The sequence below is a fragment of the Pseudomonas sp. 14P5.3.2 genome (genome assembly GCF_057799175.1).
On the sequence record NZ_JBYOKU010000002.1, the window covers coordinates 67567 to 92663 of the forward strand.

Here is a 25097-nt window from a genome sequence, read left to right on the forward strand (position 1 = left end):
TGTTACGGCTGCGACTGCGGTTGAACCGCGGCCGGATCGATCGGCTGATAGGGTTGCAGAACGGTGTCGCGCTGCTCGCCCAGAACCCAGGCGAAGCCCGAATACATCACCACCAGGCAGACGACAGTGAACAGCACCACCATCCACGCTGGCACGATGCGCACCAGGTTGCGGCGCTGATCGTTGAGGCCTTCCCAGTGCGGCGACAACTCGCGCGGCACGTCGCCACGCAACTGGCGGATCTGCCGGTACAGGGCGTCGCGGATGCCTTCAAGTTCGAGCATGCCACGCGCCTGCACGCGGTACTTGCCCTCGAAACCGAGGGACAGGCACAGGTACATCAGCTCAAGCATCGGCAGGTGTTTGACCGGGTTCTTCGACAGCCGATCAAGCAGCTGAAAGAACTTCTCGCCACCGAACGTCTCGTTATGGAAGCTGCTGAGCAGGCTCATCTGCGACCACTCGCTTTCGTTGCCCCACGGCGTGGTCACGACAGCTTCGTCGACCACGGTGCAGAGCACGTAACGGGCGGCCATTACCTGGCTGCTTTCGGCGCCGTTGTGCAACGCGCGCACTTCAAACAGCTTGAGCCCGGCGGTCAGGCGCTCGTTGAGCGCGTAGAGGTCTTCGCGGGTTTCGCTGTGCTTGAGGCGCACCACTTCCGAGAGCAGTTCGGACGACGCCGCCACCAGCGAATTGAGGCTGATGTTGAACGCCTCAGCCGGGCGCAGGCGCGCGGCGTAGATCATCCGTTCTTCCAGTTGCTCGAAGCGCGGCGGCGCGGCGAAGTCGGTCAGCGGACTGGCTGCCGGTCCGTGGCCCTGACGATCGAGCAGGACGGTTTTGTCGTCCTGGTTGTAATCCGTTTCCTTGATCATGTCGGTCAGTTCCTGATGGCCCAGAATTTCAGTTCAAGCTCGGCGAATTCGCCGGACACGTGGAACGCGAAGCCGCCGGAGCGCTCGAGTTGCGCCAGGTCTTCGGAACTGAGTTCGAGGATGAAGTAGGTTTTGTTCGAGTGGAACGCGATCTGCCGCGGGGCCACCGGCAACGGTTTGACCTTGATCCCCGGCAGGTGCAGGTTGACCAGTTGGCGGATGCGCTCCACCGGGCCGACCTTGAGGTGCGCCGGCAAGCGGTGGCGCAGTTCTTCGGAGTCGCAGTTGGCACTTGCCGCCAGCACGAACGACGCCGAGCCGAGCAGTTTGTGGTCGTGCAACGGCGAAACGATGATCCCGTACTGACGCGCCTGCAGGATCAGTTCGATAGCGTGCTGTTCCAGCACCATCGACAGCACCTGACGAATCGCTTCCATCAGTTTGCGGAAGCTCGCGCCCTGATCGGCGTGGGAATAGCGGCTGTCCAGACGCGGGCGCTTGCTGTCGCTGGAGAAGGTCGCCAGATCACCGAGCATGGTCAGCAGCGTGCGGTACAACTCTTCCGGGTGCACCTGCTCCAGACCGAGGTAGTGGCGCAGCAGCAGTTCGGTACGGTTGATCAGTTGCAGCATCATGAAGTCGCCGACTTCCGCGCCACCGACCTTGCCGTTGGAGCGAATCCGCTCGGCAATCGTGTCGCCACGGTGGTTGAGCATGCTGATGACTTCTTTCAGGCACGACAGCAGATAACTGGAAGCGTGGGCCTGGATGTAAGTCGGTACGAAATCCGGATCGAGGCTGATCACGCCGTCCGGCGTAGTGTCGAGCACGTCGCAGATCTTCAGCTTCACATAGGCCTGATCGCTCTGCTGCTCGCCGAGCAACAGTTTGAAGTCCGGGCGGCCACAGCTGACCTGGCTGGCGGAATCGTCGCCGGCGTTGGAGTCAGCCACTTCGGCGTCATACGCGGTGTACCGCGCCAGCACGTCGGATTGCTCCGGACGGCGCGCTTCGATGTGGTTACCGGTGACCAACGGCAGCGCCAGGTAAATCGGCGTGTTGCCGGTGTTCGGCGGCACGTCCAGCGCCAGCGGCTCGGTGTTGCCGCCGAGTTCGAACAGGCTGCCGTCCGGCAGGATTCCCGACGCGGCACTGATCACCAGTTTGCCCATGTTGAGGAACTGCAGGTCGATCTCCAGATTGAGGAAACCCCAGGTGTAGCCACCCAGCAACTGGGTGCGGGTTTTCATCTGGTGATCGTAGTAGCGATCGTTGTGCTGGAAGTGCTGCGGCCGCAGCAGCATGCCTTCCTGCCAAATGACTTTATGGGTATTCATGATCAGTCATCCGCCTTGGCGAGCGCTTCATGGGTGTTGCGGATACCGGCCTGATCCAGGGTCAGATCGGCATCGGTCAGTTCCAGCGGCGTGACCTGCACGGTGTAGCGCCACTTGGTTTCCGGCAGATCGCGGTAGGCGGCAAGAACGCCGACGTAGCGGCTGCCCTCCTCCACGCTGAGCTTCATTTCCACGGTCTCACCCGGGCGCAGTTCGAGTTCTTCGCTGGCCACCAGATCCGGGTTGAGGGATTCCTTGGCGCGCTCGTAGAGGCTGAAGAAATCAGCGTTCTCGAAAGTCACCGGGTGCTTGAGTTCGAACAGGCGCACGACGATCGGCGACGGACGACCGTTGAGGTCCGGGTTGAGCTGATCGCTGCCGGTCAGCTTCAGATTGACTTTGGTCACTTTCGAGTACGGCGACAGCGACGAGCAACCGGCGAGCAGCACCAGTACGGTGAGCGCAGTCAGCGTCTTGAAAAAAGCGGTCGAGCGGCGAGACATGCGCATCATCCTTGGTGGTCGGTGTGGAGGGTGGAGATCAGGCGGATCTGTTCTTCGTAGGCCTGGGCGAAATCGCGGGCCAGCAGGCGCTCGCTCCAGTCATCGTCCTGACGCAGTGCCTGGTGGTAACGGCCGAACGCTCTCCAGCGCCCGCCCGACGTGGCGATCAACGGCTTGTTGTCGCGCTCGAAACGCAGGGTCAGTTGCTCCGGCGAGAAGTGCTCCAGGGTGCCGCGCACGGCGGCGCGGCTGGCGGTAAGCAGCGCGACCTGATGCGCTTGCAGATCGCGGAACGCACGGGAAATCGCCTGCTCGGCAGGGAGATGACCAGGCTTGTGCGGCTGCAACAGAATCTCCAGCGCTTCGCTCGGATCGACGGCGAATTTCAGCGGGTTCTTGTTGGTGCCTTGCACGGTGGTCTGGGCCAGACGCAGTTCGTTTTTCAGCTCCGAACGGGTGCGCAGGCTCTGCTGCAAACCGCCGATGCTCTGCCGCAGCAGACGTGCGGCGTTGAGTGCCAGCGCTTCGCGGGCGTCGTGATCCAGGCCTTTGACGTCAACGCCCAGCGCCGCGCCGAAATGCTCCCAGAAACCCTCGCTCTGCCGCTCGACGACCTTCGGGGCCGGAGCTGGCTCGGGCTCAACCGGGGCGATCAGCTCCGGCACCATCAGGCTTTCCATGTCGATGCGTGCATAGTCGGCGCGCTGACGGGAGTCCTCGGGCTTGGCGGTCGGGGCCAACAGTTCGTCGATTTCCGAATAGACACGCTCTTGCTGTTCAATCGCGTTCAGCGGATCAAGGTCGAGGAAGGCGTCGTCCGGAATGATGCTGCCAGCGGCACGCGGACGGCCGACTTCACCATCGAAGGTCGCCGGGTCACGCACCAGCCGCGCACGAATCTCGAAGTCACCCAGCACGTAGGTGCTGCCGTGCTCGATGCGCACCGGTTCGCCCTTGTGCAGGCGTGCGCCGCTGCCGCCGTCCTGGACGCCGTTGCTGCTGGTGTCGGTGAGGAAAAACGTGCCCTCGCGGTAGCTGACAATCGCGTGGTGATTGGACAGATGACGCTTGCGGTCAGGAATGATCCAGTCGCAGTCCTCGCCCCGCCCGATCACGCCACCAGCCTGTTTGAAGGTCTTCTGGCACAACTCGGTGGGCACGAACTGCTTGGTGTTCAGCATTTCGAAAACCAATTCCATGTTTGATGCTCCTTGCGGTCACTTGCCGCGATTGACCGCTTGCGGATCACCCAACGGGCGATAGTCGTTGTCGTTGAATTTGTAATTGCCGCTACAGCCGCCAAGGCCGCATAGAACGACGAGGGTCAGCAGGACAGCGTGCCAGTGACGAACAGACATCAGAGGGTCTCCAGGGGTAGACAAAGCACAAAGCGCCGACCCTTGCGGGCGGCGCTGAAATTAATTCTTTGGGTGGTCTCGAAGGCTCTACATCGGGGCCTTGAGCCAGACCAGCGAGGTACAAGTACCTCTTGTGGCAAATGAGCAATTTGTGGCGAGGGAGCTTGCTCCCGCCGGGGTGCGCAGCAGCCCCAAAACCAGACACTGCGGTGCCTCAGGGAAACCGAGTTCATCGGGTTGCGACTGCTGCGCAGCCGAGCGGGAGCAAGCTCCCTCGCCACAGGTAATCTGCAAGCCCCAAGCAAATCATTGGCCACAGGAATACGGCTCGACGCAGCGATCAATTTCAGATCAACCATCGAAGTCACCCAGGTTGATATTCAGGCGCCCGAGGCGGTAGAGCAGCGTGCGGCGCGGCAGGCCCAGTTCGCGGGCAGCGAGGGTCTGGTTGCCGTCGTTCTTGCGCAGGCAGTCGAGCAACAAAGTCCGTTCGACTTTCTCCAGGCGTTCGCGCAGGTTCAGGCCGCTATGGTCTTCGGGCATCGGCTCCATGCGCAGGGAGAAATGCTCGGCCAGCAATTCGCCGCCCTCGCACAACAGCACCGCGCGCTCGACCAGTGCCTTGAGTTCCCGCACGTTGCCGGGGAAGGTGTAACCGGACAGGTGTTCAAGCGCCGCGTCGGACCAACGCACCGGGTCGCGCTGCAGGTAAGCGCAGGCCTTGTCGGCGAAGTGCCGGGCCAGATCGAGGATGTCGCCTTCGCGCTGACGCAGGGCCGGCAGTTCGATCGGGAACTGTGCCAGGCGGTAGTACAAGTCCTCGCGGAATTTGCCTTCGCTGACCAGCACCGCCAGGTCGCGGTGCGTCGCGGCGATGATGCGCACGTCGATCTTGTGCGTGTCGTTGGAACCCAGCGGGCGGATCTCGCCTTCCTGCAACACCCGCAGAATCTTCGCCTGCAGCGACAGCGGCATGTCACCGATTTCATCGAGCAACAAGGTGCCGCCGTTGGCCGCATCGAACAGTCCGGTACGGTCGCGATCAGCGCCAGTGAAGGCGCCCTTGCGGTAGCCGAACAGCTCGCTTTCCAGCAGGTTTTCCGGGAACGCCGCGCAGTTCTGCACGATGAACGCCTGGGAGCGACGGGGACCGCAATCGTGAATTGCCCGCGCCACCACTTCCTTGCCGGTACCGGTCTCGCCGCGCAACAGCACGGTGTACGGGCTGTGCAGGACTTTGCTGATCAGCGAGTGGGTCTGGCGCATCGCCGCGCTCTTGCCGATCAGGCCATAGCCGTTGAGACTCGGCATGCTACGACTCACTGGCGTCTCGACCCCGACCGGCTGACGCAGGCGTTGCAGCAAGTGCAACTGACCAAGGACGAACGAGCCGAGCTGGCCGAGGGAATCGGCAAAACCCTGCAGATCGACGTGACGGCGACTGGCGCACAGCAACAGGCCTTCTACTGCCTTCTGCTGATTGACCAGCGGCACGCACAGCAGCGATTGCCAAGCTCCGGCGGTGGCCGGCAGGAAACTGGTTTCGTGCAGGCTGGCACCCAGATCATCCAGGCACACCACGCGGTTCTGGCACAGAGCGAACTGCAGCAGTTGCTCACCGTTGTAGTCCGCCGGCAGGCTGGTGGCGGCGCGCGGTTGCAGCGCGCCGTCGAGGCATTCGGCGTTCATCCCCAGGCAGGTGTGGGTGGCGTCGAGCAGGTACAGCTGGGTCAATTCGCAACCGCTCAGCTCGGCCAGACCACGCACGAAGTCACCCAGCAGCGCAGCACCGTCCGCCGCGCGCGACAGGCTGGCGAACTGCGCCAGCAAGGCTTCGGCATAGACCAGTGGCTGCGGCACTTGAGTGAACATCACACCCACCTCAGGCGAACTCGCACGTCACGCTGGCGTTGCCGTCGAGCGTGGCATGCACACGCTTGAGACTTTCACCGGTGGCCATCGCATCGAGCAAACGATCGGCTACCAGCGGCAGCACGTGCTGGTCGAGCAGATGGTCGATCAGGCGCGCGCCGCTTTCGCTTTGCGTGCAGCGCTCGGACAGGTGATCGACGAGGTTCTGGCACCAGCTGAAATCCAGCTGACGACGGTTGAGGCGCTCGCCGAGACGACCGAGCTTGATCTCGATCAGCTCGCGCAGCACCGGGCCGCCGACCGGGTAGTACGGCACCACTTTCATCCGCGCCAGCAGCGCCGGTTTGAAGTGTTTGCTCAGCACCGGGCGAATGGTCTCTTCCAGCAGCTCGGCGGTCGGGCGGGCGCCGTCTTCGCAGAGGTCGCTGATCTTGTCGCTGCCCAGGTTCGAGGTCATCAGGATCAAGGTGTTGCGGAAATCGATTTCGCGACCTTCGCCGTCGTTAGCCACGCCCTTGTCGAAGATTTGGTAGAACAGGTTGAGCACGTCCGGATCGGCCTTCTCGACCTCATCGAGCAGCACCACCGAATACGGCTTCTGCCGCACCGCTTCGGTGAGCATGCCGCCCTCGCCGTAACCGACGTAGCCCGGTGGCGCACCGATCAGACGCGAGACGGTGTGCTTCTCCTGGAACTCGGACATGTTGATGGTGGTGATGAAACGGTCACCGCCGTACAGCAGGTCAGCGAGGGCCAGCGCGGTTTCGGTCTTGCCGACGCCGCTCGGGCCGACCAGCAGGAACACGCCGACCGGCGCATCCGGTTTGTTCAGGCCCGCGGCGGTGGCGCGCATCGAGCGATCCAGAGCGTGCACGGCTTGTTCCTGACCACGGATACGCGTGCGCAGGTCGGTGGCGAAACTCGCGACCTTGGCGTTGTGTTCGCGGGCCAGTTGCGCCAGGGGCACGCCGGTCCAGGCGCTGATCACTTCGGCCACCAGACGCGGGCAGACTTCGAAGCTGACCAGACGCTCCTTGACCTGCGCAGCGGTCAGGGCGCTGTGGGTCTGGTGCAGCTCGGCTTCCAGCGCTTCGACGCTCTGGCCTTCCTCGACCTCGGCGGCGAGGGTTTCGATCACCGTGCCTTCGGCGTCTTCTTCAACGCTGACGGTCGGCTCGACGGCAGCAGCTTCACGAGCCTTGGCCAGTTGCTGACGCAGTTCCAGCAGGCGCTCGGCCAGCTGCTTCTGTTCGGTCCACAGGCTTTCCAGCGCGACCATTTCGCTTTCGGCTTCGTCCAGTCGCGCTTCCAGCGCATCCAGCGCTTCGTGGTCAATCAGCAAACCGGCCTCGGCATCGCGGCGCAGAGCCTGACGTTGACGGCCACCTTCGGCCAGTTCGCCACGCAGGCGTTCGAGGCTTTCCGGAGCGGCGGCGAGGCTGATGCGCACGCGGGCACACGCGGTGTCGAGGACGTCGACGGCTTTGTCCGGCAGTTGGCGACCGGCCAGATAGCGGGCGGACAACTCGGCAGCGGAGACCACCGCGTCATCCCGCAGGTAGATGCCGTGGCTCTTCTCGTAGACCTGCGCCAGACCACGGAGAATGGTCACCGCTTCGCTGACGGTCGGCTCATGCAACTGCACCGGCTGGAAACGACGGGCCAGCGCCGGGTCCTTCTCGAAGTATTTCTTGTACTCGGCCCAGGTGGTGGCGGCGATGGTGCGCAGTTCGCCACGGGCCAGTGCCGGCTTCAGCAGGTTGGCCGCGTCGGAACCGCCGGCATTGCCGCCAGCGCCGATCAGGGTGTGGGCTTCGTCGATGAACAGGACGATCGGTTTCGGCGAGGCTTTGACCTCGTCGATCACGCCTTTGAGACGCCGCTCGAACTCACCTTTGACGCTGGCGCCGGCCTGCAGCAGGCCCATGTCCAGCGACAGCAGTTCAACGCCCTTGAGCACCTGCGGCACTTCACCGGCAGCGATGCGCGAGGCCAGGCCTTCGACGATGGCGGTTTTACCGACACCGGCCTCACCGACCACGATTGGGTTGTTCTTGCGGCGACGGGCGAGGATGTCGACCATCTGCCGGATTGCGCCATCGCGGCACAGCACCGGGTCGAGTTTGCCGTCGCGGGCCTGTTGGGTAAGGTTGTGCGTGAAGCGCTGCAGCAGCGATTCGCCCTGCGCCGCCGGCTTGCCGTTGGCGGCCGGTTGCTCCTGTTGCGACAGGGCAAATTCCTTCAGGCGATCGATGTTTAGCTTGGCGAGCAGCGGCTGGTAACGGCTGCCAGCGTAACGCATCGGGTTGCGCAGCAGCGCGAGGATCAACGCGGCGTCTTCGACCTGGGTCTGGCCCAGTTCGAGGTTGGCCACCAGCAGCGCGTCTTGCAGCCACTGCACCAGTTCCGGGGCAAACACCGGGTTGCGCGAGGCGCTGTGTTCAACGCGAGATTGCAGCGCGGCGCTCAGTTCACCGGCGTCGACATCGGCATCCTGCAAAGCGCGGGACAGCAAGCCATTCTGACGTTCCAGCAGACCCAGCAGCAGGTCTTCGACGAGGATCTTGCTGCCGCCACGGGCCACGCAACGTTCAGCGGAACGCTCCAGATCGCGACGGGTTTCGGCGTCCAGCGCCTGGATGAGTTGTTGCAGGTCTACGTTGATCATGGCTCACGTCCTTAATGAATTTTGCTGCCCAGGGTGACCACGCCGTCTGCCTTTTCGCAGCCCAGCCAACTGGTCCACCCCAGGCGACAGTCGTTCTTCTCACCAATGCGCAGTTCGCGGATTTCTTCCGGGCGCAGCACCAGGCGAATGTCGTAATCGAGCGGGTCACGCAAGGTGAACCGCACCAGCGCACACAGCGGCTGGTAACCGAAACCGATCGGCAGGAATTCGTGGAATCGCTCCCAGTCGAGTTCGGTGATGTGAATGCGGAATTTGCCGCTGCGGTCGCGCACCTGCTCGCCCAGCACCAGGTCTTCACCGAGCAGGCTGTTGGCGCGACCGAGGCGGTTGCGCTGCTCGTCGAGGATCTCCACGCGACGCTCGATGCACTGCTCGATGACCAGGTCTTCGTGCTTGAAGTAGTAACGCAGCACGGCTTCGATCAGCGCCGCGGAGTGCGCGCGCAAGCTGAGCAAACCGAGGTACGGCAGCAGGCGTTTCCAGTTCAGTTCCTTGGCCTTGCGGATCTCGTCGCCACCCAGACCGATCAGCGCGAACAGCTGCGAGGAGAACGGGTCGATCGCGCCACTCTGGAAGCTGGCGCGATAGCGGTACTTGCGCCAGATCGGCAGCATCAGTCGTTGCAGGCGATGGTGGAACAGGTCGAGGAAGTTGCGCGTCGGGTTGCCGTCCTCGCTGTCGCCCAAGGCCTGTTCGCCGTAGAACGCCGGCAGCGGCGAACCGGAGCCGACCAGCCCGATCAGGTTGAAACGCATGCGCGCGCGCATCTGCCCGTGCTCTTCGAAAAACTCCACGCGATCGACGTCGCTGCGCGGAAAGCCCAGGCTCGGGTTGGCCTGGAACTCCACCTGATCGTACAAATCGTCTTCGCTGAGGTACGGGTGCGCCTCGCGCAGCCGGTCGATCACCAGCAGCACGGCCTGAAACAGCGAGTACTCGCGTATTACCTTGGTCAGCCCGCTTAAAGCAGGGGCTGCAGGCCCATACGTGGTGTCCATTGGTACACCTCTCCCTGTGTGCTTTTTACCCGCAGCTCGTGGTACGAATTGAGACTGGCGTAAAGCGCGAAAAACTCGTTAAGAACCGAAGCGAAAACGAACAGGTCGCCTTCGCCGATATACCCTTCCGGGTCGATGGTCAGTTCGGTGCGCAGACCACGTACCGGCAAGCCACGGTGCAGCCGGTCGACGTGGTGGTGCTTGATGTGCTTGAGGCCGCCGAGCAGGCGTTTGCTGACCTTCTCCGCGTGCTGGTCGTAGTAGCGCGGCAGGTCGTAGGTTTCGAGAATCACCTTCAACGCGTTGACGTCGGCCAGCGACAGATAGTTGAGCGACATGTTGCTGATCAGCTTCCACAGGAAGTCACGGTTCAGCGGCGGCGCGAAACTCGAAGTGGCCGGGGTGATGTTGCGGAAACTCAAGAACTCCGGGGTCTCTTCGCAGGCCATGCAGATGTCGCCGAGCTTGAGCTTGCGCGGCAGGTTCTGGTTGGTGCACATCAGCTCGATCGACAGGGTTTCGTGGGCTTCGGTGTGGCGGATGCCGAAGCTCAGGTAGGTGTCGAGGCCGTCATGCAGCAACGACGAACGCTGGCGGATGCTGTAATGCGGACGGCTGTTGGGTACGTCGAAACTCGGGTCATGCTCGAAGGATTCGAACGGTACGTACTCCTGATAACCGAGGCCGCCGGGCTTCCAGCCGGTGACGGTTTCCACCGAGAACACACCGCAGTTTTCCAGATCGTATTCCGCCGGCAGCAGCAGGTATTCATCCTGCTTGCCGTCGAGGCGGATCGGCAAGGCGTCGTGCGCGAACAGGTTGGCAATTGGCGTGCAGAACAGCTTCACGTTATCCAGCGTCGGACGCATGCGCATGATCCCGCTCTTGCGGATATCGAAGCGCAACTCCAGGCCGCGCATCTGCTTGAGAGTGTCTTCCGGCAGCGCCTTGAGGATGTCCAGACCGTTGACGTCGACGAACAGGAACTTGTCCTGGAAGGCGAAGTATTCCTGCAGGTAGCGATAGCCACGGAAAGTGTTCAGCGGATACGGGATCAACGCTTCTTCTTCGGCAAAGCCCACTGGCTTGACCCGGTCACCCGGAATCTTGAACGCCATCGGCTTGCCGGCCACGCCATCGATTGGCTTGCCAGCGCCGTCGAGCGGGATCAGCTCAATGCCTTCCAGGTTGCGCAGCAGGCTCAGGTAGAGCATCTGGCTGATGTAGCGTTCGCCGGCAAAGTGCAGGCGCAGTTTGCTCAACTCCAGCTCACCGAGGTGACCGTCGGCGCTCATCTCCAGACGCAGGCTGAGCAGCGAACCGTCGCCCTTCACCGAGTAGTTCAGCGCGGCCAGATCCAGCGGCAGGACTTCAGTCGGGTAGCAGGTGCGGAAGCGGCAACGCACGTCTTCGATCGGTTTGCTTTCAATCGGCGTATCGCGCTCGACCAACAGCGCCGGCCCGGAACGCTTCAACGGATCGAACTGCAAAATGCTGAACGCCGGCAGCGGGCGCATGTAGTTCGGCCACAACAACTGCATCAGCGAATGGCTGAGCTCCGGCAGCTCGTCATCGAGCTTCTGCCGCAGCCGCCCGGTGAGGAACGCAAAGCCTTCCAGCAACCGCTCCACATCCGGATCCCGCCCGGCCTGGCCCAGGAACGGCGCCAACGCCGGACTACGCTCGGCGAAACGGCGGCCCAGTTGGCGCAGTGCGGTGAGTTCGCTTTGGTAGTAGTGGTTAAAGGACACGGGTTACCTGCCTGGTAGTGGAACTCATGGAATAACTGTCCTGCGGATTACGCTGGATGTCCGACCTGGTCATTGGATTGCACCTGCAGGCTGACTTGGCTGAATGCGACCTGCGATGTTTCGCAAAGCCCAACGCAACTCGATGACTTGAGTGGTGAGGATCGCCAGCAACGTGACGCAGCCTTGGGCCACGCCGTAAAACAGGGCTCTTAACGGATTGTCGGGTAGCATCCAGAGCAGGATGAAGCCCACCATCAGAAAAAGGATGGCCAGCTTGGCGACCAGACCTGGAATCAGCGCAACGATCAGGTTGACGCCCAGAAAAATGTAAAACAGTGCGTAACTCGCAATGCCGATGGCGACACCATGGGAGGTAAATCCGCCGTTAAAAAGCCTGTAAGCATGCACAACCGCGTCATTCAAAAATGCATAAGCCACGCATCCGAGGGCGTGGATTAATAGGCATAGGGCGAGACGAACGTAGCTACTCATGCAAGCCTCAAATTCCCATACCACGAACCAAAGCCATGGATAGCAACAATGGCTACCAGAACCGAAAACGTCATCACACGATGCAGGCGCGATTTCCGAGCAGCGGGAAAAATTGCTGCCGCGAGTAAAAAAAAGCTCAACAGGGCCAGCCAGCCGAACAGGTCGCTGTCGGCAACAAAGGCGAGGTAGCCTTGAATTTCACCTGCTTCAGATATTTTCATCAGCTTCCAACGTATACCCAAGAATGCCTTTCAATATTTGCTCATAGCTATTTCGCTTTAGCTTTTTCAGAACTTAGGACTTTGCGTTGCTGAAGATAAATAACACCTTCTCCTGAAAAGGCAATTACACTGTTAGATGTGAGTGGCTCGCTATTCTCGTCTCCAAACTTGAGCCATCCTTCATCCCACAACTCACCACTTTCATGCCTGACTTGAACGAAATAATATGGAGGTTCTGACTTAGTCACTTCAATGTATTGACCTCCATCAGCACCACCTCTCCAATGAGCATTTGGATATTCGCTGAGTACATGCGGCTTATCTTCTGAAAAATCCATAAAAAACATTACCCCGAATGCTATCAACAGAGACAGTGCACCAACGGCCATCAGAAAACGCTTCAACCAGATCAATCTTTTATCTCCAACGTATCGCTGCTGAATGTGTAATCCAGATCTGGCTTTGTTTCTTGGAAATCCTCCATATAATCTTTTGGTATCACTGCAAAATAGGATCTTTTAGGCGCACCGAGATCCAGACTATCAACTAAATCAGCCACAAACGTCATGCAGTTGTGGCTTCTTATGCTGTACGGTTCTCTATTCATGTTGTCGTTGTCTTTTTCTTTATTTTTAAGCCACGCTTCGGCCTGAGAAAAAGCGGCCCCCCTGAGCACAACCCCAGACACATTGCTCGACTGACCATAAGCTAAAGACATACTTCTCAACGTTTTTTTGAGTGATGACTCAGTAATCGCTCCGCCTTTGATCGTCACATTAGGAACGGGGCGTAACCTCACAATTCCCGGTGGACCTGCTCCTTCATAGCGCCCGTACTCTCCGTACTTCGTCAGCCCCGTTTTACCGTTGACAATTAGTACACCTGCGTGACCTAGGTCAGAGAACTTATGACTAATACCCAAAGCCTCCACATGAATTTTGTAGTCCGGAAACACAACAGGAATCACAAAATCATGATCACTTACCAAGTAAATTTGTACTGGGGTCTTATCCTTAGCAGGAGTGGTCGCTACAGTTGCGACTTTTACGGCTTGAGGCATTTCACTCTCCCCTAACCAACCAATTTGGTATAGCCGAAATTTGTATATTTTGGATTTGAGCTTTTGAGCCCAGCGACTTGGATAGTCCGGTATCGTCTGTTACGCCTCGAATTTCCGAACCATCCTCAAGCGTAGCGGTGTATGCAATATTTTTAAGTGGGGCTCCCGATACTGGGTCCATTAACTGAACACGTACATCAAAGCCAAATATGTTCAACGGAATTGGTGGCACAAACGGCGCCGGCGAATGCGAATTACCGATAATCACCGTGCCGGAACCTGCCGTGACTTTATTGCCGTGAGTACCAACCGAACCTACGGTCGCAGCCGGCTTGCCATTGATCAAAACCGTGGTCGCCAGATCGCCAACCAACGCACCACCACACGCCGAGGCATCGCCTTGGCGGGCGGCCGCGAGGCCGTCGAAGAACACGTCGCCGGAACCGGCGGCGATCGGGTTGGTACCGTGGCCTGGAAGTGGGCAAGCGGTGGGGTCGGATACGCGTGCTGCGGGTTTGCCAGACATCGGGAATCTCCTTAGGTGACCTTCACTTGACCGCTGCCATCCAGGCGCGCGGAAAAACTGACCTGACGCTTGAAACCCTCGACTTCCAGCAGGCCTTCGATGCTGAAGGCCAGCCGCAGCTGGTCGTGGTCACGCGGCAGGGAAATGACACGCACGTTGCTCAGGCGCGGTTCGTAGGCTTCGATGAAGCTTTCGATGGCCAGGCGGGCCTGACTCAGGGAGTCGTGCAGGCTCAGGCGCATGTCATTGAGATCGGGCAACCCGTAGTCGGACAGCGTTTGCACGCTGCCCGCCCGGGTGCTGAGCATTTTGGCCAGGTGGGCAGCCACCGACGCCATGGCAGAAGCCTCGAGGCTCCTGCCCTTGCGTAGTTCCGCATCGCCGTTGAGGCGTTCGAAAAGGCTGCCGTATCCGTCCATGAGCTGCTCTTACTCTTTATCCAGCTTGCCAACCAGCGACAGGGTGAAATCGGCACCCATGTACTTGAAGTGCGGACGCACGTTCAAGCTGACGCGGTACCAGCCCGGCTCGCCTTCAACGTCGCTGACGATCACTTGCGCAGCGCGCAGCGGACGACGGCCACGCACTTCGGCGCTCGGGTTTTCCTGGTCGGCCACGTACTGGCGGATCCACTTGTTCAGTTCCAGCTCGAGGTCGGTACGTTCTTTCCACGAACCGAGTTGCTCGCGCTGCAGCACTTTCAAGTAGTGAGCCAGGCGGTTGACGATCATCATGTACGGCAGTTGGGTGCCGAGCTTGTAGTTCAGCTCTGCCGCCTTGCCTTCTGCGCTGATGCCGAAGAACTTCGGCTTCTGCACCGAGCTGGCGGAGAAGAACGCCGCGTTGTCGGAGCCTTTGCGCATGGTCAGGGAGATGAAGCCTTCCTCGGCCAGTTCGTATTCACGACGGTCGGAGACCAGAACCTCGGTAGGGATCTTGGTTTCGATTTCGCCCATGCTTTCGAAGTGGTGCAACGGCAGGTCTTCAACTGCGCCACCGCTCTGTGGGCCGATGATGTTCGGGCACCAGCGGAATTTGGCGAAGCTGTCGGTCAGCTTGGTGCCGAACGCGAACGCGGTGTTGCCCCACAGGTAGTGCTCGTGGCTGTTGGCGACGGTTTCCTTGTACACGAACGATTTCACCGGGTTTTCTTCCGGATCGTACGGGTTACGCAGCAGGAAACGCGGCACGGTCAGACCGACGTAACGGGAGTCTTCCGAAGTACGGAAGCTCTGCCATTTGGCGAATTGCGGGCCTTCGAAGTGGTCTTTCAGATCTTTCAGATCCGGCAGGCCGGTGAAGCTTTCCAGACCGAAGAATTTCGGGCCGGCCGCAGCGATGAACGGCGCGTGGGACATGCACGAAACGCTGGCCACGTACTGCATCAGTTTCACGTCCGGCGAGCTTGGGGACATGAAGTAGTTGGCGATGATCGCGCCCACCGGCTGACCACCGAACTGGCCGTATTCAGCGGTGTAGATGTGCTTGTACAGGCCCGACTGCATGACTTCCGGCGAGTCTTCGAAATCGTCCAGCAGGTCTTCTTTGGAGACGTTGAGGATTTCGATCTTGATGTTTTCGCGGAAGTTGGTGCGGTCGACCAGCAACTGCAGGCCACGCCACGACGATTCCAGAGCCTGGAAGTCCGGGTGGTGCAGGATCTCGTCCATCTGACGGCTGAGCTTGGCATCGATCTCGGCGATCATGCGGTCAACCATGGCCTTCTTGACCGGCTCACCGTTGTTCTGCGGCTTGAGCAGTTCTTCGATGAACGCCGACACGCCACGCTTGGCGATGTCGTAGGCTTCGTCGTCCGGAGTCAGACGGGTTTCGGCGATGATGCTGTCGAGAATGCTGTACTCGCCGCTTTCGGCGCTCTTCTCTTGTGCTGCGCTAGTGCTCATTGTGTTGGCTTCCTTGGCTGGAGTCTCAGGCGTCCGGGGCTGCGGCGTTCAGGCCCAGCTCACCGAGTACGCGACCGCGGGATTCGTCGTCGGCGAGCACGCCTTCGATCGCTTTACGGAACGCAGGTGCGTTACCCAGCGGGCCTTTGAGGGCCACCAGCGCATCGCGCAGTTCCATCAGTTTTTTCAGCTCAGGCACTTGCTCGACCAGGCTGGCCGGGTTGAAGTCCTTCATCGAATTGACGCGCAGTTGCACAGCCAGCTCGTCGGCCTCGCCATCTTCCTGCAGACGGTTCGGCACGCTCAGCGTCAGACCCAGTTCTTGCTTGGCCAACACTTCGTCGAAGGTCATCTTGTCGATGCTGATCGGCTTGCGATCTTCGATTTTGCGATCGTCCTTGCGGTGGGTGTAGTCACCGATTGCCAGCAGCTTCAGCGGCAGTTCAATCTCTTCCTGAGCACCGCCGGTGGCGGGTTTGAAGGTGACGTTGATGCGTTCCTTGGGGGCTACCGAGCCTTCTTTGGCCATGGCTTTTCTCCTTGCGGTTGTGGCCCTGGGGCCTATTCGAGTACCACTTCAAGATCGAGGTGGCACAGCCTGCGATAAATCTCTTCCTTGCGTTCACGCACTGCATGGTTCTGCGGCAACAACTCGCAGCAACTGTGCAGCAGGTGCAGCACTTCCAATGCAAGATCGGGCTCCCAGGCGTGCAGGCCTGAGTCCTGTAATGTCTGATCGAGGGTTTCCAGCTGGTTCTTGGCCAGTTCGTACTTCTTGGCCATGAAGCACAGTCGCGCGAGGGCGAACTGCCAGAAAAACCGCTCGCGGCCACCGTGGGCCGATTGCAGCCCCTGCTTGAGGATTTGCACGGCAGGCTTCAAGCCTTCCTTGCGCAGCAGCGGCAGCACTTCCTGCAGGGCCTTTTCCCAGGCCGGCTGGGTTTCGACGGCGTCGGTTTCGACCTTGCGCGGCGCACTGGCGCTTTGCAGGTGCGGCATGACATTGCCGGCGATCCACGCCCGGGTGGACGGATCGGCAAACGGCGCGCCGTCATGGAAACGACATTCGATGATGCCGGGCAGGCGCTGAACCAAAAGCGCGAAGTGGATTTCCACTTCGCGCATTGCCATCTCGGCGTTGAGGTTCTGGAGACATTCCCAGACCATCCTCTGACCATCGAACCAGAACGGCGCCTTCGCCAGGCTCGCCTCCAGTTCCACCAGCAGGTCGGCGTATTTGCCCTGATCGAAGCGATCCTGATACTGCTTGAGCTTGTCGACAGGCAGACCGCGCAGCACGGTGATCTGCTCGGCATTGCGCTCAGGCACCGCGTCGATCGGCAGCCAGAGCAAAGTGCGGTTCAGACGCAGGGCGCGCAGGTCGGTGGCCTTCTGCTTGAGCCACCAGGCACACAACGGACGCGCGCTTTCCTGCTGGGCGCGCAGGGCCTTGTAAGCGTCTTTTTCGTTGTCGATCGGTGCGCCGGGGGTCAGCAACTGGCTCGCGGCCTGCTTGACCTGCGCCACCGCTGCGCCCACCACACCGGGGGCCGGCTGGTTGTCGGCGGCGCGCTGGATCATGGTTTTCAAGCGACGCGAGAGCGGCAGCAACAGCGGCGCGTCATCGCCCAAGTGCTCGGTGCACGCGGCATCGAGGCCGGCTAGATGCTCGGACAACTGCCGGAACATCGGCAGCTGTTCCTTGATCGCGATGTTTTCGGTGAGCACCTGCTCCAGACGCGGCACCAGCCAGCCGATGGCGGCGGCACGGGTGCGTGGTTTGAGCGGGTGAACGTCGGCCCAGTGATTTTCCGACAGATGGTGCAGCAGACCGAGGCCGGCCAGCAGCCCGGGGAAGGATTCACGCTGGTACAACGACCAGGTCAGCCAGGCGCCGACGCGCAAATCCTTGGATTGGGTACGCAGCAGATTTTCGCTGTTTTCACGGATTTTCAGCCAGTCGATCTGCCCGCTTTCGTGCATCGACGAAGCCTTGGCCAGCTCGCTTTCCAGCGCCTCGAATTCGCTCGAAAAACGAACGTCTTCGCCCGCGAAATTCTCTTTGGAAACAGAGACTTTTGCGAGTTCGAGGTAATGGGCGGAAAGTTTGCTTGAGTAGGACATCCATGGCCTTTAATTAGGATTACAGTCATGCGCCTATTGGAGTTGCCACGGCGCGGGACAGTATCGAAGAGCGGTGAAGCGACTCATCCAATTGAGATGTGCTCTTTCAAGTGGGCGCATCGTAATCACTATGATGGCCACTAGCAAGCATCTGGTTAAACAACAAGACGAAGTGTTCATTGGGCCGTGTAGGAGATCGCCCTATATGTGGCAGGGGATTCCCTGATGGCGAATTATATTGAGAACATTTGCCCTGCGCCCTCAGAACCCTTGATCCAGAGCGGCCCGGTCCAGCCTGCGCGAATCGCGTCGAACATCCGTCCTATTACACGGGGGCCAGCATGACAACTCTCGAAAAAAATAGAAGTAGGATTTTTCCGAAAACCCGCTGGAATTACAAACAATTCAGCGGCGACAACGCTCAACAAAAAAAGTGCCATCAATTTGATGGCAATTCATTTTTCTGAAACTTTATTCATCTCGTGAATGCTGTACTTCAGTGCCAACTCAATAATTATCGAAGTGCGGTCCAACAGTCATTTTCCACCACTTACGCAACACTTCCACGCCGAAAATACTCTGACAAATGTCAGGGATAATTCTTACATCGTTTTATTTCCCACGTTGCCAGCTTGCCTTGGTAAATTCTTTTCGCCCGGCAATGTCAACCAGGCCGGCCGACTGTTGAGCCACGGTCCGGAGCCTGCATCTCATTCGGCTCCTGAACCCGGAGCCGCCAAGGAGCTTTACCTCATGGAATTGAACCCCCTGTTGTTCGCAGCACTGCTATGGCTTCCCGTCACTCAAGCCTCTGCAGACACCCCGCCACTGGACGGTCATTACTATCTGACCGGTGCAATGGAAATGGGCGCCGAATTGCTGCTGCGCAAGGACGGCACGTTTCACGCCGGCGTGTCGTATGGCAGCGCAGACGGCTTTGCCAAAGGCACCTGGCAGATGCAAAACAACACCGTGACGCTGAAGAGCGATACCAAACAGGCGTCGGACAGCGATTTGTCCGGCCTGTTTCAGGATCTGCAACTGGCGATCGAACCGAACTGTCTGGCCGTGGATTTCGGCAACGGCAAGGCCTGCTTCCGGCGTCAATAAGCCGATTTACGGCCACAAAAAATGGGCACCCGACCGCAATCGGTGTGCCCATTTTTTATTGCAGTTCTCCCCGCTACTCAGGGAGTTCGCCGCAATTTAAGGATTGACGCTGTCTTTCAACGACTTGCCTGGCTTGAATGCCACGGTGTTGCTGGCCTTGATCTTCACCGGCTCACCGGTTTGCGGGTTCTTGCCGGTGCGGGCGCCGCGGTGGCGTTGCAGGAAGGTGCCGAAGCCCACCAGCGTGACGCTGTCCTTGCGGTGCAGAGCGCCGGTGATTTCTTCGAGGACGGCGTTGAGAACGCGGTTGGCCTGTTCTTTGGTCAGATCCGCTTTTTCAGCGATTGCAGCGGCGAGTTCTGGTTTACGCATTAGTGAAGCCCCTTTGACGGTTTTTTGTTGTTATGTCCGTGCTGTTCTCGTTGGAACAGCGCCCAAGGCGCCGCAGGCTCTACTCTGCGGCAGACGGGAGTGAGAATGGCACGCGGATACCGGCGGCGCCAGTCTCCCCGCGACCTTTGTAGGGGCAAAAGCGGGGTGATTCCGACAGAACGACCGGTATTTACGCCAGCAGGGCCGGAAGCTGTTTGTTCAGAGCAAGTTTTTCCATCACTGCCGCGCCGGTCAGCGCGTAACCGAGCAACTGACCATTGGCACTGTGGCACAGGGCCTTGATGTCGGCCCCCTGCCCTTCGACGGTCCAGACGCCTTCGCTGCCCCGTGGCGGTGGCGAAACGACCAACGGGCACACCGGAGTTTTCACCGTGATCGGCATCGGGCCGTAACTCACGGCCGTCGGATTGCCCGCCAGGGTTTGTGCCAGCGCACGCGCACAGCTCATGAGGGGCATCACGTACAACAGATTCAGCCCATCGACCTCGGCGCAGTCGCCCAAGGCGTAGATATTGGCGTGGGAAGTCTTCAGGTAGCGGTCGACTACGACACCGCGATTTACCTGCACTCCGGCCGCCGCGGCCAGATCGATGCGCGGGCGCAGGCCAATGGCCGACACCACCACATCGCAGGCAATCACCTGCCCGTCGGACAGATGCGCTTCCAGCCCGTCTGCGACTTTTTGCAGGCGGGTCAGCACCGGGCCGAGGTGAAAACGCGCGCCCAGGCTTACCAGCCCGGCCTGCACGGCGGCCGCAGCAGCCGGGTGCAGCAGCATCGGCATCACTTGCTCGCACGGCGCCACCAGTTGCACCTCGTAACCACCGAGGATCAGGTCATTGGCGAATTCGCAGCCGATCAGGCCCGCCCCCAGCAGCAATACGCGGCGTTTGCCCGCAGCGGCGGCACGAAAGCGCGCATAGTCTTCGAGATCGTTGATCGGGAATACCAGCTCGGAGCCATCACCCTCGATCGGCACACGCACGGTTTCTGCGCCCCAGGCGAGGATCAGGTCGCGGTAGTACACCGCTTCTTCTCCGATCCACAGGCGCTTGTGGCCGGCGTCGATGCCGCTGATGCGCGTGTGGGTGCGCACTTCGGCCTTCAACTGCTCGGCTATGGCGCCGGGTTCGGCCATGCTCAGGCCATCGGCGTCCTTGTTCTTGCCGAAACCGGTGGAAAGCATCGGCTTGGAGTAAGAGCGCCCGTCATCGGCGGTAATCAGCAGCAGCGGAGTTTCGCCATCGAGTTTGCGAAACTCCCGGGCCAGGTTATAACCCGCAAGCCCGGTGCCGACGATTACGACAGGTGCGTTCATGCCTTACTCCTTGGTTTTTCTCAGTTGATTTCGATCATTTCGAAGTCCGACTTGCCCACGCCGCAGTCCGGGCACAGCCAGTCTTCCGGCACGTCCTGCCACAGGGTGCCCGGCGCGATGCCGTCATCCGGCCAACCGTCAGCTTCGTTGTAGATCAGGCCGCAGACGATGCATTGCCACTTTTTCATTCAGGTACTTCCTCAGGATTCAGGCTTTTGTCGGCGCGGACGGTCGATGGTGGGAGCGCTGCCATCCGGCTCAGGGCGTTTTGTACTGAGGGTGCCGGGCAGATGCAAGCCTGTTCGGCGCAACGGCGACCCGGATCCATCAAATTCGCAGCACGCCATGTTAAGCTCGCCGCCTCATTTGCGGCCAATAATGACTCATTGTGCAACATTCAAATGCCTGCCCGGCCCCGCTCTGGCTGACTCAAAGCCGACTGACGCCCCTTCCCGATTCGTTGACCCTGGACTGGTTGTTCGACGAAGGCTCACTGACCCGCCGTCTGACGCGGCTGTCGAATGACGGCTTCAGCGTCACGCCGTTGTTCGAAGGCTGGGACACCCTGCGCAGCGACGAATGCGCAGCACTGGATCTGGCCGAAGGCAGCGAAGGCTGGGTGCGCGAGGTGTATTTGCGCGGTCACGGCGAAGCCTGGGTGTTCGCCCGCAGCGTGGCTTCACGCGCCGCCCTGCAAGGCGACGGCTTGCACATGGACGAACTCGGCAGCCGCTCGCTGGGCGAACTGCTGTTTTGCGACCACGCCTTCCAGCGCCGCGCCATTGAGGTCTGTCACTACCCGCAGGACTGGTTGCCGCCAGCCTGCCGCGCCCCCGAGCTGTGGGGCCGGCGCTCGCGTTTCGACCGTGGCGCCTTGAGCGTACTGGTGGCGGAGATTTTCCTGCCGACCCTGTGGAACGCCGCCCGCGCCCATCCGGAGAACTGCTGATGTACCAGAGCCTGCTCAAGTCCTTGAACCGCTTGAACCCGCGCGCCTGGGATTTCATTCAACTGACGCGCATGGACAAGCCGATCGGCATTTACCTGCTGCTGTGGCCGACGCTGTGGGCACTGTGGATTGCCGGCAAGGGTTCGCCATCGCTGGCCAACATCGCGATTTTTGTCCTCGGCGTGGTGCTGACCCGTGCTGGTGGCTGCGTGATCAACGACTGGGCCGACCGCAAGGTCGATGGCCACGTCAAACGTACCGCGCAACGCCCTCTGGCCAGCGGCAAGATCAGTTCGAAAGAGGCGCTGGTGTTCTTCGCGCTGCTGATGGGCGTGAGCTTCCTGCTGGTGCTGTGCACCAACGCGCCGACGATCTGGCTGTCGCTGGGCGGTCTGGCACTGGCGTTCACCTACCCATTCATGAAGCGCTACACCTATTACCCGCAAGTGGTGCTGGGCGCGGCGTTTTCCTGGGGCATGCCGATGGCGTTCACCGCCGAGACCGGCGCGGTGCCCGCCGCCGCGTGGCTGCTGTGGATAGCGAACCTGCTGTGGACGGTGGGTTATGACACGTATTACGCGATGACTGATCGTGACGACGACCTGAAGATCGGCGTGAAATCCACGGCGATTCTGTTCGGCGATGCGGATCGGGTGATCATCCTGACGTTGCAGGCGCTGTCGCTGGGTTGCCTGTTGCTGGCCGGGTCGAAGTTCGAGCTGGGCATCTGGTTCCATCTCGGCCTGTTGGTGGCCGCTGGATGCTATGCGTGGGAGTTCTGGTACACCCGTGATCGCGACCGCATGCGTTGCTTCAAGGCGTTTTTGCACAACCACTGGGCCGGGTTGGCGATTTTTGTCGGGATCGTGCTGGATTATGCATTGCGCTAAACACAACCTGTAGGAGTGAGCCTGCTCGCGATGACGGTGTATCAGCCACATTGCTGTTAACTGATACACCGTCATCGCGAGCAGGCTCACTCCTACAAGGGGTCTGCGTTTACTTGGCTTTGGCGACGTGCCAGGCGCCGTCCATTTTGCCCTCACCGGTCATGTCACCGGCCTTCTTGTCCATCACGAAGGTGTACAGCGGTTTGCCCTCGTAGGCCCATTGCATCTTGCCGTCGTCACGCTTGATCACGGTCCAGTCGCCCATGGACTTGTCGCCGGACGTAGCCATCAGCGGTGGCCAGTTCGCTGCGCACTTGTCGTTGCACATGGACTTGCCCGCCGAGTCTTTGGCGAACGTGTACAGGGTCATGCCCTTGTGATCGGTAAACATGCCGTCCTTCTCCATCGCTGGCTCAGCAGCAAACGCCATGGTCGGTAAAGCAACGGCAGCAGCCAGCAGCAGAGCTTTGAAAGAAGCAGTCATTTGTGTCATGGAAACCTTCTTTTGTGGTTGTCAGGATTCGGACTTAGAGCTTAGTCCAGGATCGCGCCAACCGCCGGGCGACTAAAATACTGTCACACGACTGCAATAATTCCGTTATCTAATGCGGCGCAAGACAGTTAAATGACAAGAGGATTAAGGCATGGTTGGCAGGAGCATTCTGATCGTCGACGACGAAGCGCCCATTCGCGAAATGATCGCCGTTGCGTTGGAAATGGCCGGCTATGACTGCCTCGAGGCGGAGAACTCGCAGCAGGCACACGCCATCATCGTTGACCGCAAACCGGACCTGATCCTGCTCGACTGGATGCTGCCAGGCACCTCCGGCATCGAACTGGCCCGCCGCCTCAAGCGTGACGAGCTGACCGGGGACATCCCGATCATCATGCTCACCGCCAAGGGCGAAGAGGACAACAAGATCCAGGGTCTTGAAGTCGGCGCCGACGACTACATCACCAAACCGTTTTCCCCACGCGAACTGGTCGCCCGCCTCAAGGCTGTACTGCGCCGCGCCGGTCCGACCGATGGCGAAGCGCCGATCGAAGTCGGCGGCCTGCTGCTCGACCCGATCAGCCACCGCGTGACCATCGACGGCCGTCCGGCCGAGATGGGCCCGACCGAATACCGTCTGCTGCAATTCTTCATGACCCACCAGGAACGCGCCTACACGCGCGGACAGTTGCTGGATCAGGTCTGGGGCGGCAACGTCTATGTTGAAGAGCGCACCGTCGACGTGCACATCCGCCGCCTGCGCAAGGCCCTCGGCGACGCCTACGAAAATCTGGTACAAACCGTGCGCGGCACCGGCTACCGGTTTTCCACCAAGGCCTGATCCGACCGCCAGACTCGCTGACAAGGACCGTATTTTCCGTGAATCAAAACTGGCATGGCACCCTGATTCGCCACATGCTGTTGCTGGTCACAGCGTGTCTGGTGATCGGCCTGATCACCGGCTACTACGGCTGGAGCCTCGCAGCAGGCCTGGGGATTTACCTGGCCTGGACGCTCAAGCAACTGCTGCGTCTGCACGAATGGTTGCGCCTGCACCAACCCGACGAAGCACCGCCCGACGGCTATGGCCTGTGGGGCGAGGTGTTCGACAGCATCTACCACCTGCAACGCCGCGATCAACGGGTACGCGGGCGCCTGCAAGCGGTGATCGACCGGGTGCAGGAGTCCACCGCCGCGCTCAAAGACGCAGTGATCATGCTCGACAGCGACGGCAACCTGGAATGGTGGAACCGCGCCGCGGAAACCCTGCTCGGCCTCAAGACCCCGCAGGACAGCGGCCAACCGGTGACCAACCTGGTACGGCATCCGCGTTTCAAGGAATACTTCGAGCAGGAAAGCTACGCCGAGCCGCTGGAAATCCCTTCGCCGACCAATGATCGCGTGCGCATTCAGCTGTACCTGACGCGCTACGGCAACAACGAACACTTGATGCTGGTGCGCGACGTTACGCGCATCCATCAGTTGGAACAGATGCGCAAAGACTTCATCGCCAACGTCTCCCACGAACTGCGCACACCGCTGACAGTGATCTGCGGCTACCTGGAAACCCTGCTCGACAACGTCGAGGAAGTGAACCCGCGCTGGAGCCGCGCCCTGCAGCAGATGCAGCAACAGGGCGGACGCATGCAGACGCTGCTCAACGACCTGCTGCTGTTGGCGAAACTGGAAGCCACCGATTACCCGTCGGACAACCAGCCAGTGCAGATCGACGCCCTGCTGCAGTCAATCAAGAGCGACGCCCAGCAGTTGTCCGGGCAGAAGAACCAGAAAATCACCCTCGAAGCCGATGCGCGCATCCTGCTCAAGGGCAGCGAGGCGGAACTGCGCAGCGCCTTCTCCAACCTGGTGTTCAACGCGGTGAAGTACACCCCGGCCGAGGGCAACATCCGCATTCGCTGGTGGGGCGACGAGCAAGGCGCGCACCTGAGCGTGCAGGATTCCGGGATCGGTATCGACAGCAAACACCTGCCGCGCCTGACCGAACGCTTCTACCGCGTCGATTCCAGCCGCAACTCCAACACTGGCGGCACCGGGCTGGGCCTGGCGATCGTCAAACACGTGTTGCTGCGCCACCGCGCGCGAATGGAGATCAGCAGCGTGCCCGGTCATGGCAGCACGTTCACCTGCCATTTCGCCCCGGCCCAGGTGGCCCAGGCACGGGCCATCAGCGCCGCCGAGTGATACCGGCCAGCACGCGCCACTAGGCAATC

27 protein-coding genes are annotated in these 25097 nt (G+C 60.5%); 5 read left to right on the forward strand and 22 right to left on the reverse strand.

Translation table 11 applies throughout. The features are described 5' to 3' along the window. Positions 1 to 2: 2 nt before the first annotated feature. The 18 genes from icmH to tssA form a co-directional block, all read right to left on the reverse strand. Positions 3 to 878 (reverse strand): type IVB secretion system protein IcmH/DotU, encoded by an 876-nt coding sequence (gene icmH, locus AC27VU_RS02025; RefSeq protein ID WP_103483741.1) that lies wholly within the window; start codon positions 876 to 878, stop codon positions 3 to 5. Positions 879 to 883: 5 nt separating this feature from the next. Beyond that, entirely contained in the window at positions 884 to 2215 is a 1332-nt protein-coding gene (tssK, locus tag AC27VU_RS02030; protein ID WP_007962327.1) for a type VI secretion system baseplate subunit TssK, read from the reverse strand. A 2-nt stretch (positions 2216 to 2217) separates the two neighbouring features. After that, complete coding sequence (gene tssJ / locus AC27VU_RS02035; RefSeq protein ID WP_003229563.1) at positions 2218 to 2718, reverse strand: type VI secretion system lipoprotein TssJ; 501 nt, start codon at positions 2716 to 2718, stop codon at positions 2218 to 2220. Between the two features lie 5 nt (positions 2719 to 2723). Next, positions 2724 to 3917 (reverse strand): type VI secretion system-associated FHA domain protein TagH, encoded by a 1194-nt coding sequence (gene tagH / locus AC27VU_RS02040; protein ID WP_096795407.1) that lies wholly within the window; start codon positions 3915 to 3917, stop codon positions 2724 to 2726. 18 nt (positions 3918 to 3935) lie between these two features. Next, positions 3936 to 4076: a hypothetical protein gene (locus AC27VU_RS02045; RefSeq protein WP_003229566.1), complete on the reverse strand. Its 141-nt coding sequence runs from the start codon at positions 4074 to 4076 to the stop codon at positions 3936 to 3938. A gap of 351 nt (positions 4077 to 4427) precedes the next feature. Then, positions 4428 to 5948, reverse strand: a complete 1521-nt coding sequence (locus AC27VU_RS02050) for a sigma-54 interaction domain-containing protein (RefSeq protein ID WP_488723306.1) — start codon at positions 5946 to 5948, stop codon at positions 4428 to 4430. Between the two features lie 10 nt (positions 5949 to 5958). Continuing rightward, positions 5959 to 8616: a type VI secretion system ATPase TssH gene (gene tssH / locus AC27VU_RS02055; protein ID WP_488723307.1), complete on the reverse strand. Its 2658-nt coding sequence runs from the start codon at positions 8614 to 8616 to the stop codon at positions 5959 to 5961. Between the two features lie 11 nt (positions 8617 to 8627). Beyond that, positions 8628 to 9635, reverse strand: coding sequence for a type VI secretion system baseplate subunit TssG (tssG, locus tag AC27VU_RS02060; protein ID WP_003229570.1), 1008 nt, complete (start codon positions 9633 to 9635; stop codon positions 8628 to 8630). After that, a complete protein-coding gene (gene tssF / locus AC27VU_RS02065; RefSeq protein WP_003229572.1) occupies positions 9599 to 11386 on the reverse strand; it encodes a type VI secretion system baseplate subunit TssF in 1788 nt (595 codons plus the stop codon). Before tssF ends, tssG begins: the two co-directional genes overlap by 37 nt. A gap of 69 nt (positions 11387 to 11455) precedes the next feature. Then, positions 11456 to 11878 (reverse strand): hypothetical protein, encoded by a 423-nt coding sequence (locus AC27VU_RS02070; protein ID WP_027610383.1) that lies wholly within the window; start codon positions 11876 to 11878, stop codon positions 11456 to 11458. Then, positions 11875 to 12099, reverse strand: a complete 225-nt coding sequence (locus tag AC27VU_RS02075) for a hypothetical protein (protein WP_098966306.1) — start codon at positions 12097 to 12099, stop codon at positions 11875 to 11877. Before AC27VU_RS02075 ends, AC27VU_RS02070 begins: the two co-directional genes overlap by 4 nt. 47 nt (positions 12100 to 12146) lie before the next feature. Continuing rightward, positions 12147 to 12503, reverse strand: a complete 357-nt coding sequence (locus tag AC27VU_RS02080; protein ID WP_225136803.1) for a hypothetical protein — start codon at positions 12501 to 12503, stop codon at positions 12147 to 12149. A 5-nt stretch (positions 12504 to 12508) separates the two neighbouring features. Further along, positions 12509 to 13159, reverse strand: coding sequence for a hypothetical protein (locus AC27VU_RS02085; RefSeq protein ID WP_098966309.1), 651 nt, complete (start codon positions 13157 to 13159; stop codon positions 12509 to 12511). A gap of 1 nt (position 13160) precedes the next feature. Further along, positions 13161 to 13685, reverse strand: a complete 525-nt coding sequence (locus AC27VU_RS02090; RefSeq protein WP_488723308.1) for a PAAR domain-containing protein — start codon at positions 13683 to 13685, stop codon at positions 13161 to 13163. An 11-nt stretch (positions 13686 to 13696) separates the two neighbouring features. After that, a complete protein-coding gene (tssE, locus tag AC27VU_RS02095) occupies positions 13697 to 14104 on the reverse strand; it encodes a type VI secretion system baseplate subunit TssE (protein ID WP_003229582.1) in 408 nt (135 codons plus the stop codon). A 9-nt stretch (positions 14105 to 14113) separates the two neighbouring features. After that, entirely contained in the window at positions 14114 to 15589 is a 1476-nt protein-coding gene (tssC, locus tag AC27VU_RS02100) for a type VI secretion system contractile sheath large subunit (protein ID WP_003229584.1), read from the reverse strand. Between the two features lie 25 nt (positions 15590 to 15614). Beyond that, positions 15615 to 16118 (reverse strand): type VI secretion system contractile sheath small subunit, encoded by a 504-nt coding sequence (gene tssB / locus AC27VU_RS02105; RefSeq protein ID WP_003229587.1) that lies wholly within the window; start codon positions 16116 to 16118, stop codon positions 15615 to 15617. A gap of 32 nt (positions 16119 to 16150) precedes the next feature. After that, a complete protein-coding gene (tssA, locus tag AC27VU_RS02110; RefSeq protein WP_226500761.1) occupies positions 16151 to 17713 on the reverse strand; it encodes a type VI secretion system protein TssA in 1563 nt (520 codons plus the stop codon). A gap of 753 nt (positions 17714 to 18466) precedes the next feature. On the opposite strand from tssA, the gene AC27VU_RS02115 reads away from it, so the two are divergent. After that, positions 18467 to 18823 (forward strand): hypothetical protein, encoded by a 357-nt coding sequence (locus AC27VU_RS02115; protein WP_488723309.1) that lies wholly within the window; start codon positions 18467 to 18469, stop codon positions 18821 to 18823. Between the two features lie 96 nt (positions 18824 to 18919). Here the strand turns inward: AC27VU_RS02115 and AC27VU_RS02120 are convergent, their stop codons facing one another. The 3 genes from AC27VU_RS02120 to AC27VU_RS02130 all read right to left on the reverse strand — a co-directional run bounded on the left by AC27VU_RS02120 (position 18920) and on the right by AC27VU_RS02130 (position 20722). Beyond that, the gene (locus tag AC27VU_RS02120) at positions 18920 to 19195 is read right to left on the reverse strand and encodes an HU family DNA-binding protein (protein ID WP_003213368.1); all 276 of its coding nucleotides are present in this window, start codon (positions 19193 to 19195) and stop codon (positions 18920 to 18922) included. Positions 19196 to 19385: 190 nt separating this feature from the next. Next, entirely contained in the window at positions 19386 to 20534 is a 1149-nt protein-coding gene (locus tag AC27VU_RS02125; protein WP_488723310.1) for an NAD(P)/FAD-dependent oxidoreductase, read from the reverse strand. 20 nt (positions 20535 to 20554) lie between these two features. Further along, on the reverse strand, positions 20555 to 20722 hold the full coding sequence (locus AC27VU_RS02130; RefSeq protein ID WP_003229600.1) for a rubredoxin: 168 nt from the start codon (positions 20720 to 20722) through the stop codon (positions 20555 to 20557). A 200-nt stretch (positions 20723 to 20922) separates the two neighbouring features. Between AC27VU_RS02130 and AC27VU_RS02135 the strand changes: the two genes are divergently transcribed. Continuing rightward, positions 20923 to 21483, forward strand: a complete 561-nt coding sequence (locus tag AC27VU_RS02135; RefSeq protein ID WP_488723311.1) for a chorismate--pyruvate lyase family protein — start codon at positions 20923 to 20925, stop codon at positions 21481 to 21483. After that, positions 21483 to 22373, forward strand: coding sequence for a 4-hydroxybenzoate octaprenyltransferase (gene ubiA / locus AC27VU_RS02140; RefSeq protein WP_103483754.1), 891 nt, complete (start codon positions 21483 to 21485; stop codon positions 22371 to 22373). The genes AC27VU_RS02135 and ubiA overlap by 1 nt, the downstream gene beginning before the upstream one ends. Positions 22374 to 22482: 109 nt before the next feature. Here the strand turns inward: ubiA and AC27VU_RS02145 are convergent, their stop codons facing one another. Beyond that, on the reverse strand, positions 22483 to 22866 hold the full coding sequence (locus AC27VU_RS02145; RefSeq protein WP_201136221.1) for a COG4315 family predicted lipoprotein: 384 nt from the start codon (positions 22864 to 22866) through the stop codon (positions 22483 to 22485). 151 nt (positions 22867 to 23017) lie between these two features. Here AC27VU_RS02145 and phoB point away from each other — a divergent pair, with 151 nt between their 5' ends. Both phoB and phoR read left to right on the forward strand, forming a co-directional pair. Then, positions 23018 to 23707, forward strand: coding sequence for a phosphate regulon transcriptional regulator PhoB (gene phoB, locus AC27VU_RS02150; protein ID WP_003229608.1), 690 nt, complete (start codon positions 23018 to 23020; stop codon positions 23705 to 23707). Between the two features lie 74 nt (positions 23708 to 23781). Then, positions 23782 to 25068, forward strand: a complete 1287-nt coding sequence (phoR, locus tag AC27VU_RS02155) for a phosphate regulon sensor histidine kinase PhoR (protein WP_207199136.1) — start codon at positions 23782 to 23784, stop codon at positions 25066 to 25068. Positions 25069 to 25097: the final 29 nt, after the last annotated feature.

Excerpts from the sequence above, each read along its gene's own strand:
- AC27VU_RS02125 (WP_488723310.1), bottom strand. The coding sequence starts at position 20,534 with ATGAACGCACCTGTCGTAATCGTCGGCACCGGGCTTGCGGGTTATAAC.
- AC27VU_RS02130 (WP_003229600.1), bottom strand. The coding sequence starts at position 20,722 with ATGAAAAAGTGGCAATGCATCGTCTGCGGCCTGATCTACAACGAAGCT.
- ubiA (WP_103483754.1), top strand. The coding sequence starts at position 21,483 with ATGTACCAGAGCCTGCTCAAGTCCTTGAACCGCTTGAACCCGCGCGCC.
- tssB (WP_003229587.1), bottom strand. The coding sequence starts at position 16,118 with ATGGCCAAAGAAGGCTCGGTAGCCCCCAAGGAACGCATCAACGTCACC.
- phoB (WP_003229608.1), top strand. The coding sequence starts at position 23,018 with ATGGTTGGCAGGAGCATTCTGATCGTCGACGACGAAGCGCCCATTCGC.
- tssK (WP_007962327.1), bottom strand. The coding sequence starts at position 2,215 with ATGAATACCCATAAAGTCATTTGGCAGGAAGGCATGCTGCTGCGGCCG.
- tssG (WP_003229570.1), bottom strand. The coding sequence starts at position 9,635 with ATGGACACCACGTATGGGCCTGCAGCCCCTGCTTTAAGCGGGCTGACC.
- tssC (WP_003229584.1), bottom strand. The coding sequence starts at position 15,589 with ATGAGCACTAGCGCAGCACAAGAGAAGAGCGCCGAAAGCGGCGAGTAC.
- tagH (WP_096795407.1), bottom strand. The coding sequence starts at position 3,917 with ATGGAATTGGTTTTCGAAATGCTGAACACCAAGCAGTTCGTGCCCACC.
- AC27VU_RS02045 (WP_003229566.1), bottom strand. The coding sequence starts at position 4,076 with ATGTCTGTTCGTCACTGGCACGCTGTCCTGCTGACCCTCGTCGTTCTA.
- AC27VU_RS02075 (WP_098966306.1), bottom strand. The coding sequence starts at position 12,099 with ATGAAAATATCTGAAGCAGGTGAAATTCAAGGCTACCTCGCCTTTGTT.
- AC27VU_RS02070 (WP_027610383.1), bottom strand. The coding sequence starts at position 11,878 with ATGAGTAGCTACGTTCGTCTCGCCCTATGCCTATTAATCCACGCCCTC.
- tssJ (WP_003229563.1), bottom strand. The coding sequence starts at position 2,718 with ATGTCTCGCCGCTCGACCGCTTTTTTCAAGACGCTGACTGCGCTCACC.
- AC27VU_RS02120 (WP_003213368.1), bottom strand. The coding sequence starts at position 19,195 with ATGCGTAAACCAGAACTCGCCGCTGCAATCGCTGAAAAAGCGGATCTG.
- AC27VU_RS02145 (WP_201136221.1), bottom strand. The coding sequence starts at position 22,866 with ATGACACAAATGACTGCTTCTTTCAAAGCTCTGCTGCTGGCTGCTGCC.
- icmH (WP_103483741.1), bottom strand. The coding sequence starts at position 878 with ATGATCAAGGAAACGGATTACAACCAGGACGACAAAACCGTCCTGCTC.
- AC27VU_RS02050 (WP_488723306.1), bottom strand. The coding sequence starts at position 5,948 with ATGTTCACTCAAGTGCCGCAGCCACTGGTCTATGCCGAAGCCTTGCTG.
- AC27VU_RS02085 (WP_098966309.1), bottom strand. The coding sequence starts at position 13,159 with ATGCCTCAAGCCGTAAAAGTCGCAACTGTAGCGACCACTCCTGCTAAG.
- AC27VU_RS02090 (WP_488723308.1), bottom strand. The coding sequence starts at position 13,685 with ATGTCTGGCAAACCCGCAGCACGCGTATCCGACCCCACCGCTTGCCCA.
- tssA (WP_226500761.1), bottom strand. The coding sequence starts at position 17,713 with ATGTCCTACTCAAGCAAACTTTCCGCCCATTACCTCGAACTCGCAAAA.
- tssH (WP_488723307.1), bottom strand. The coding sequence starts at position 8,616 with ATGATCAACGTAGACCTGCAACAACTCATCCAGGCGCTGGACGCCGAA.
- phoR (WP_207199136.1), top strand. The coding sequence starts at position 23,782 with ATGCTGTTGCTGGTCACAGCGTGTCTGGTGATCGGCCTGATCACCGGC.
- AC27VU_RS02115 (WP_488723309.1), top strand. The coding sequence starts at position 18,467 with ATGGAATTGAACCCCCTGTTGTTCGCAGCACTGCTATGGCTTCCCGTC.
- tssE (WP_003229582.1), bottom strand. The coding sequence starts at position 14,104 with ATGGACGGATACGGCAGCCTTTTCGAACGCCTCAACGGCGATGCGGAA.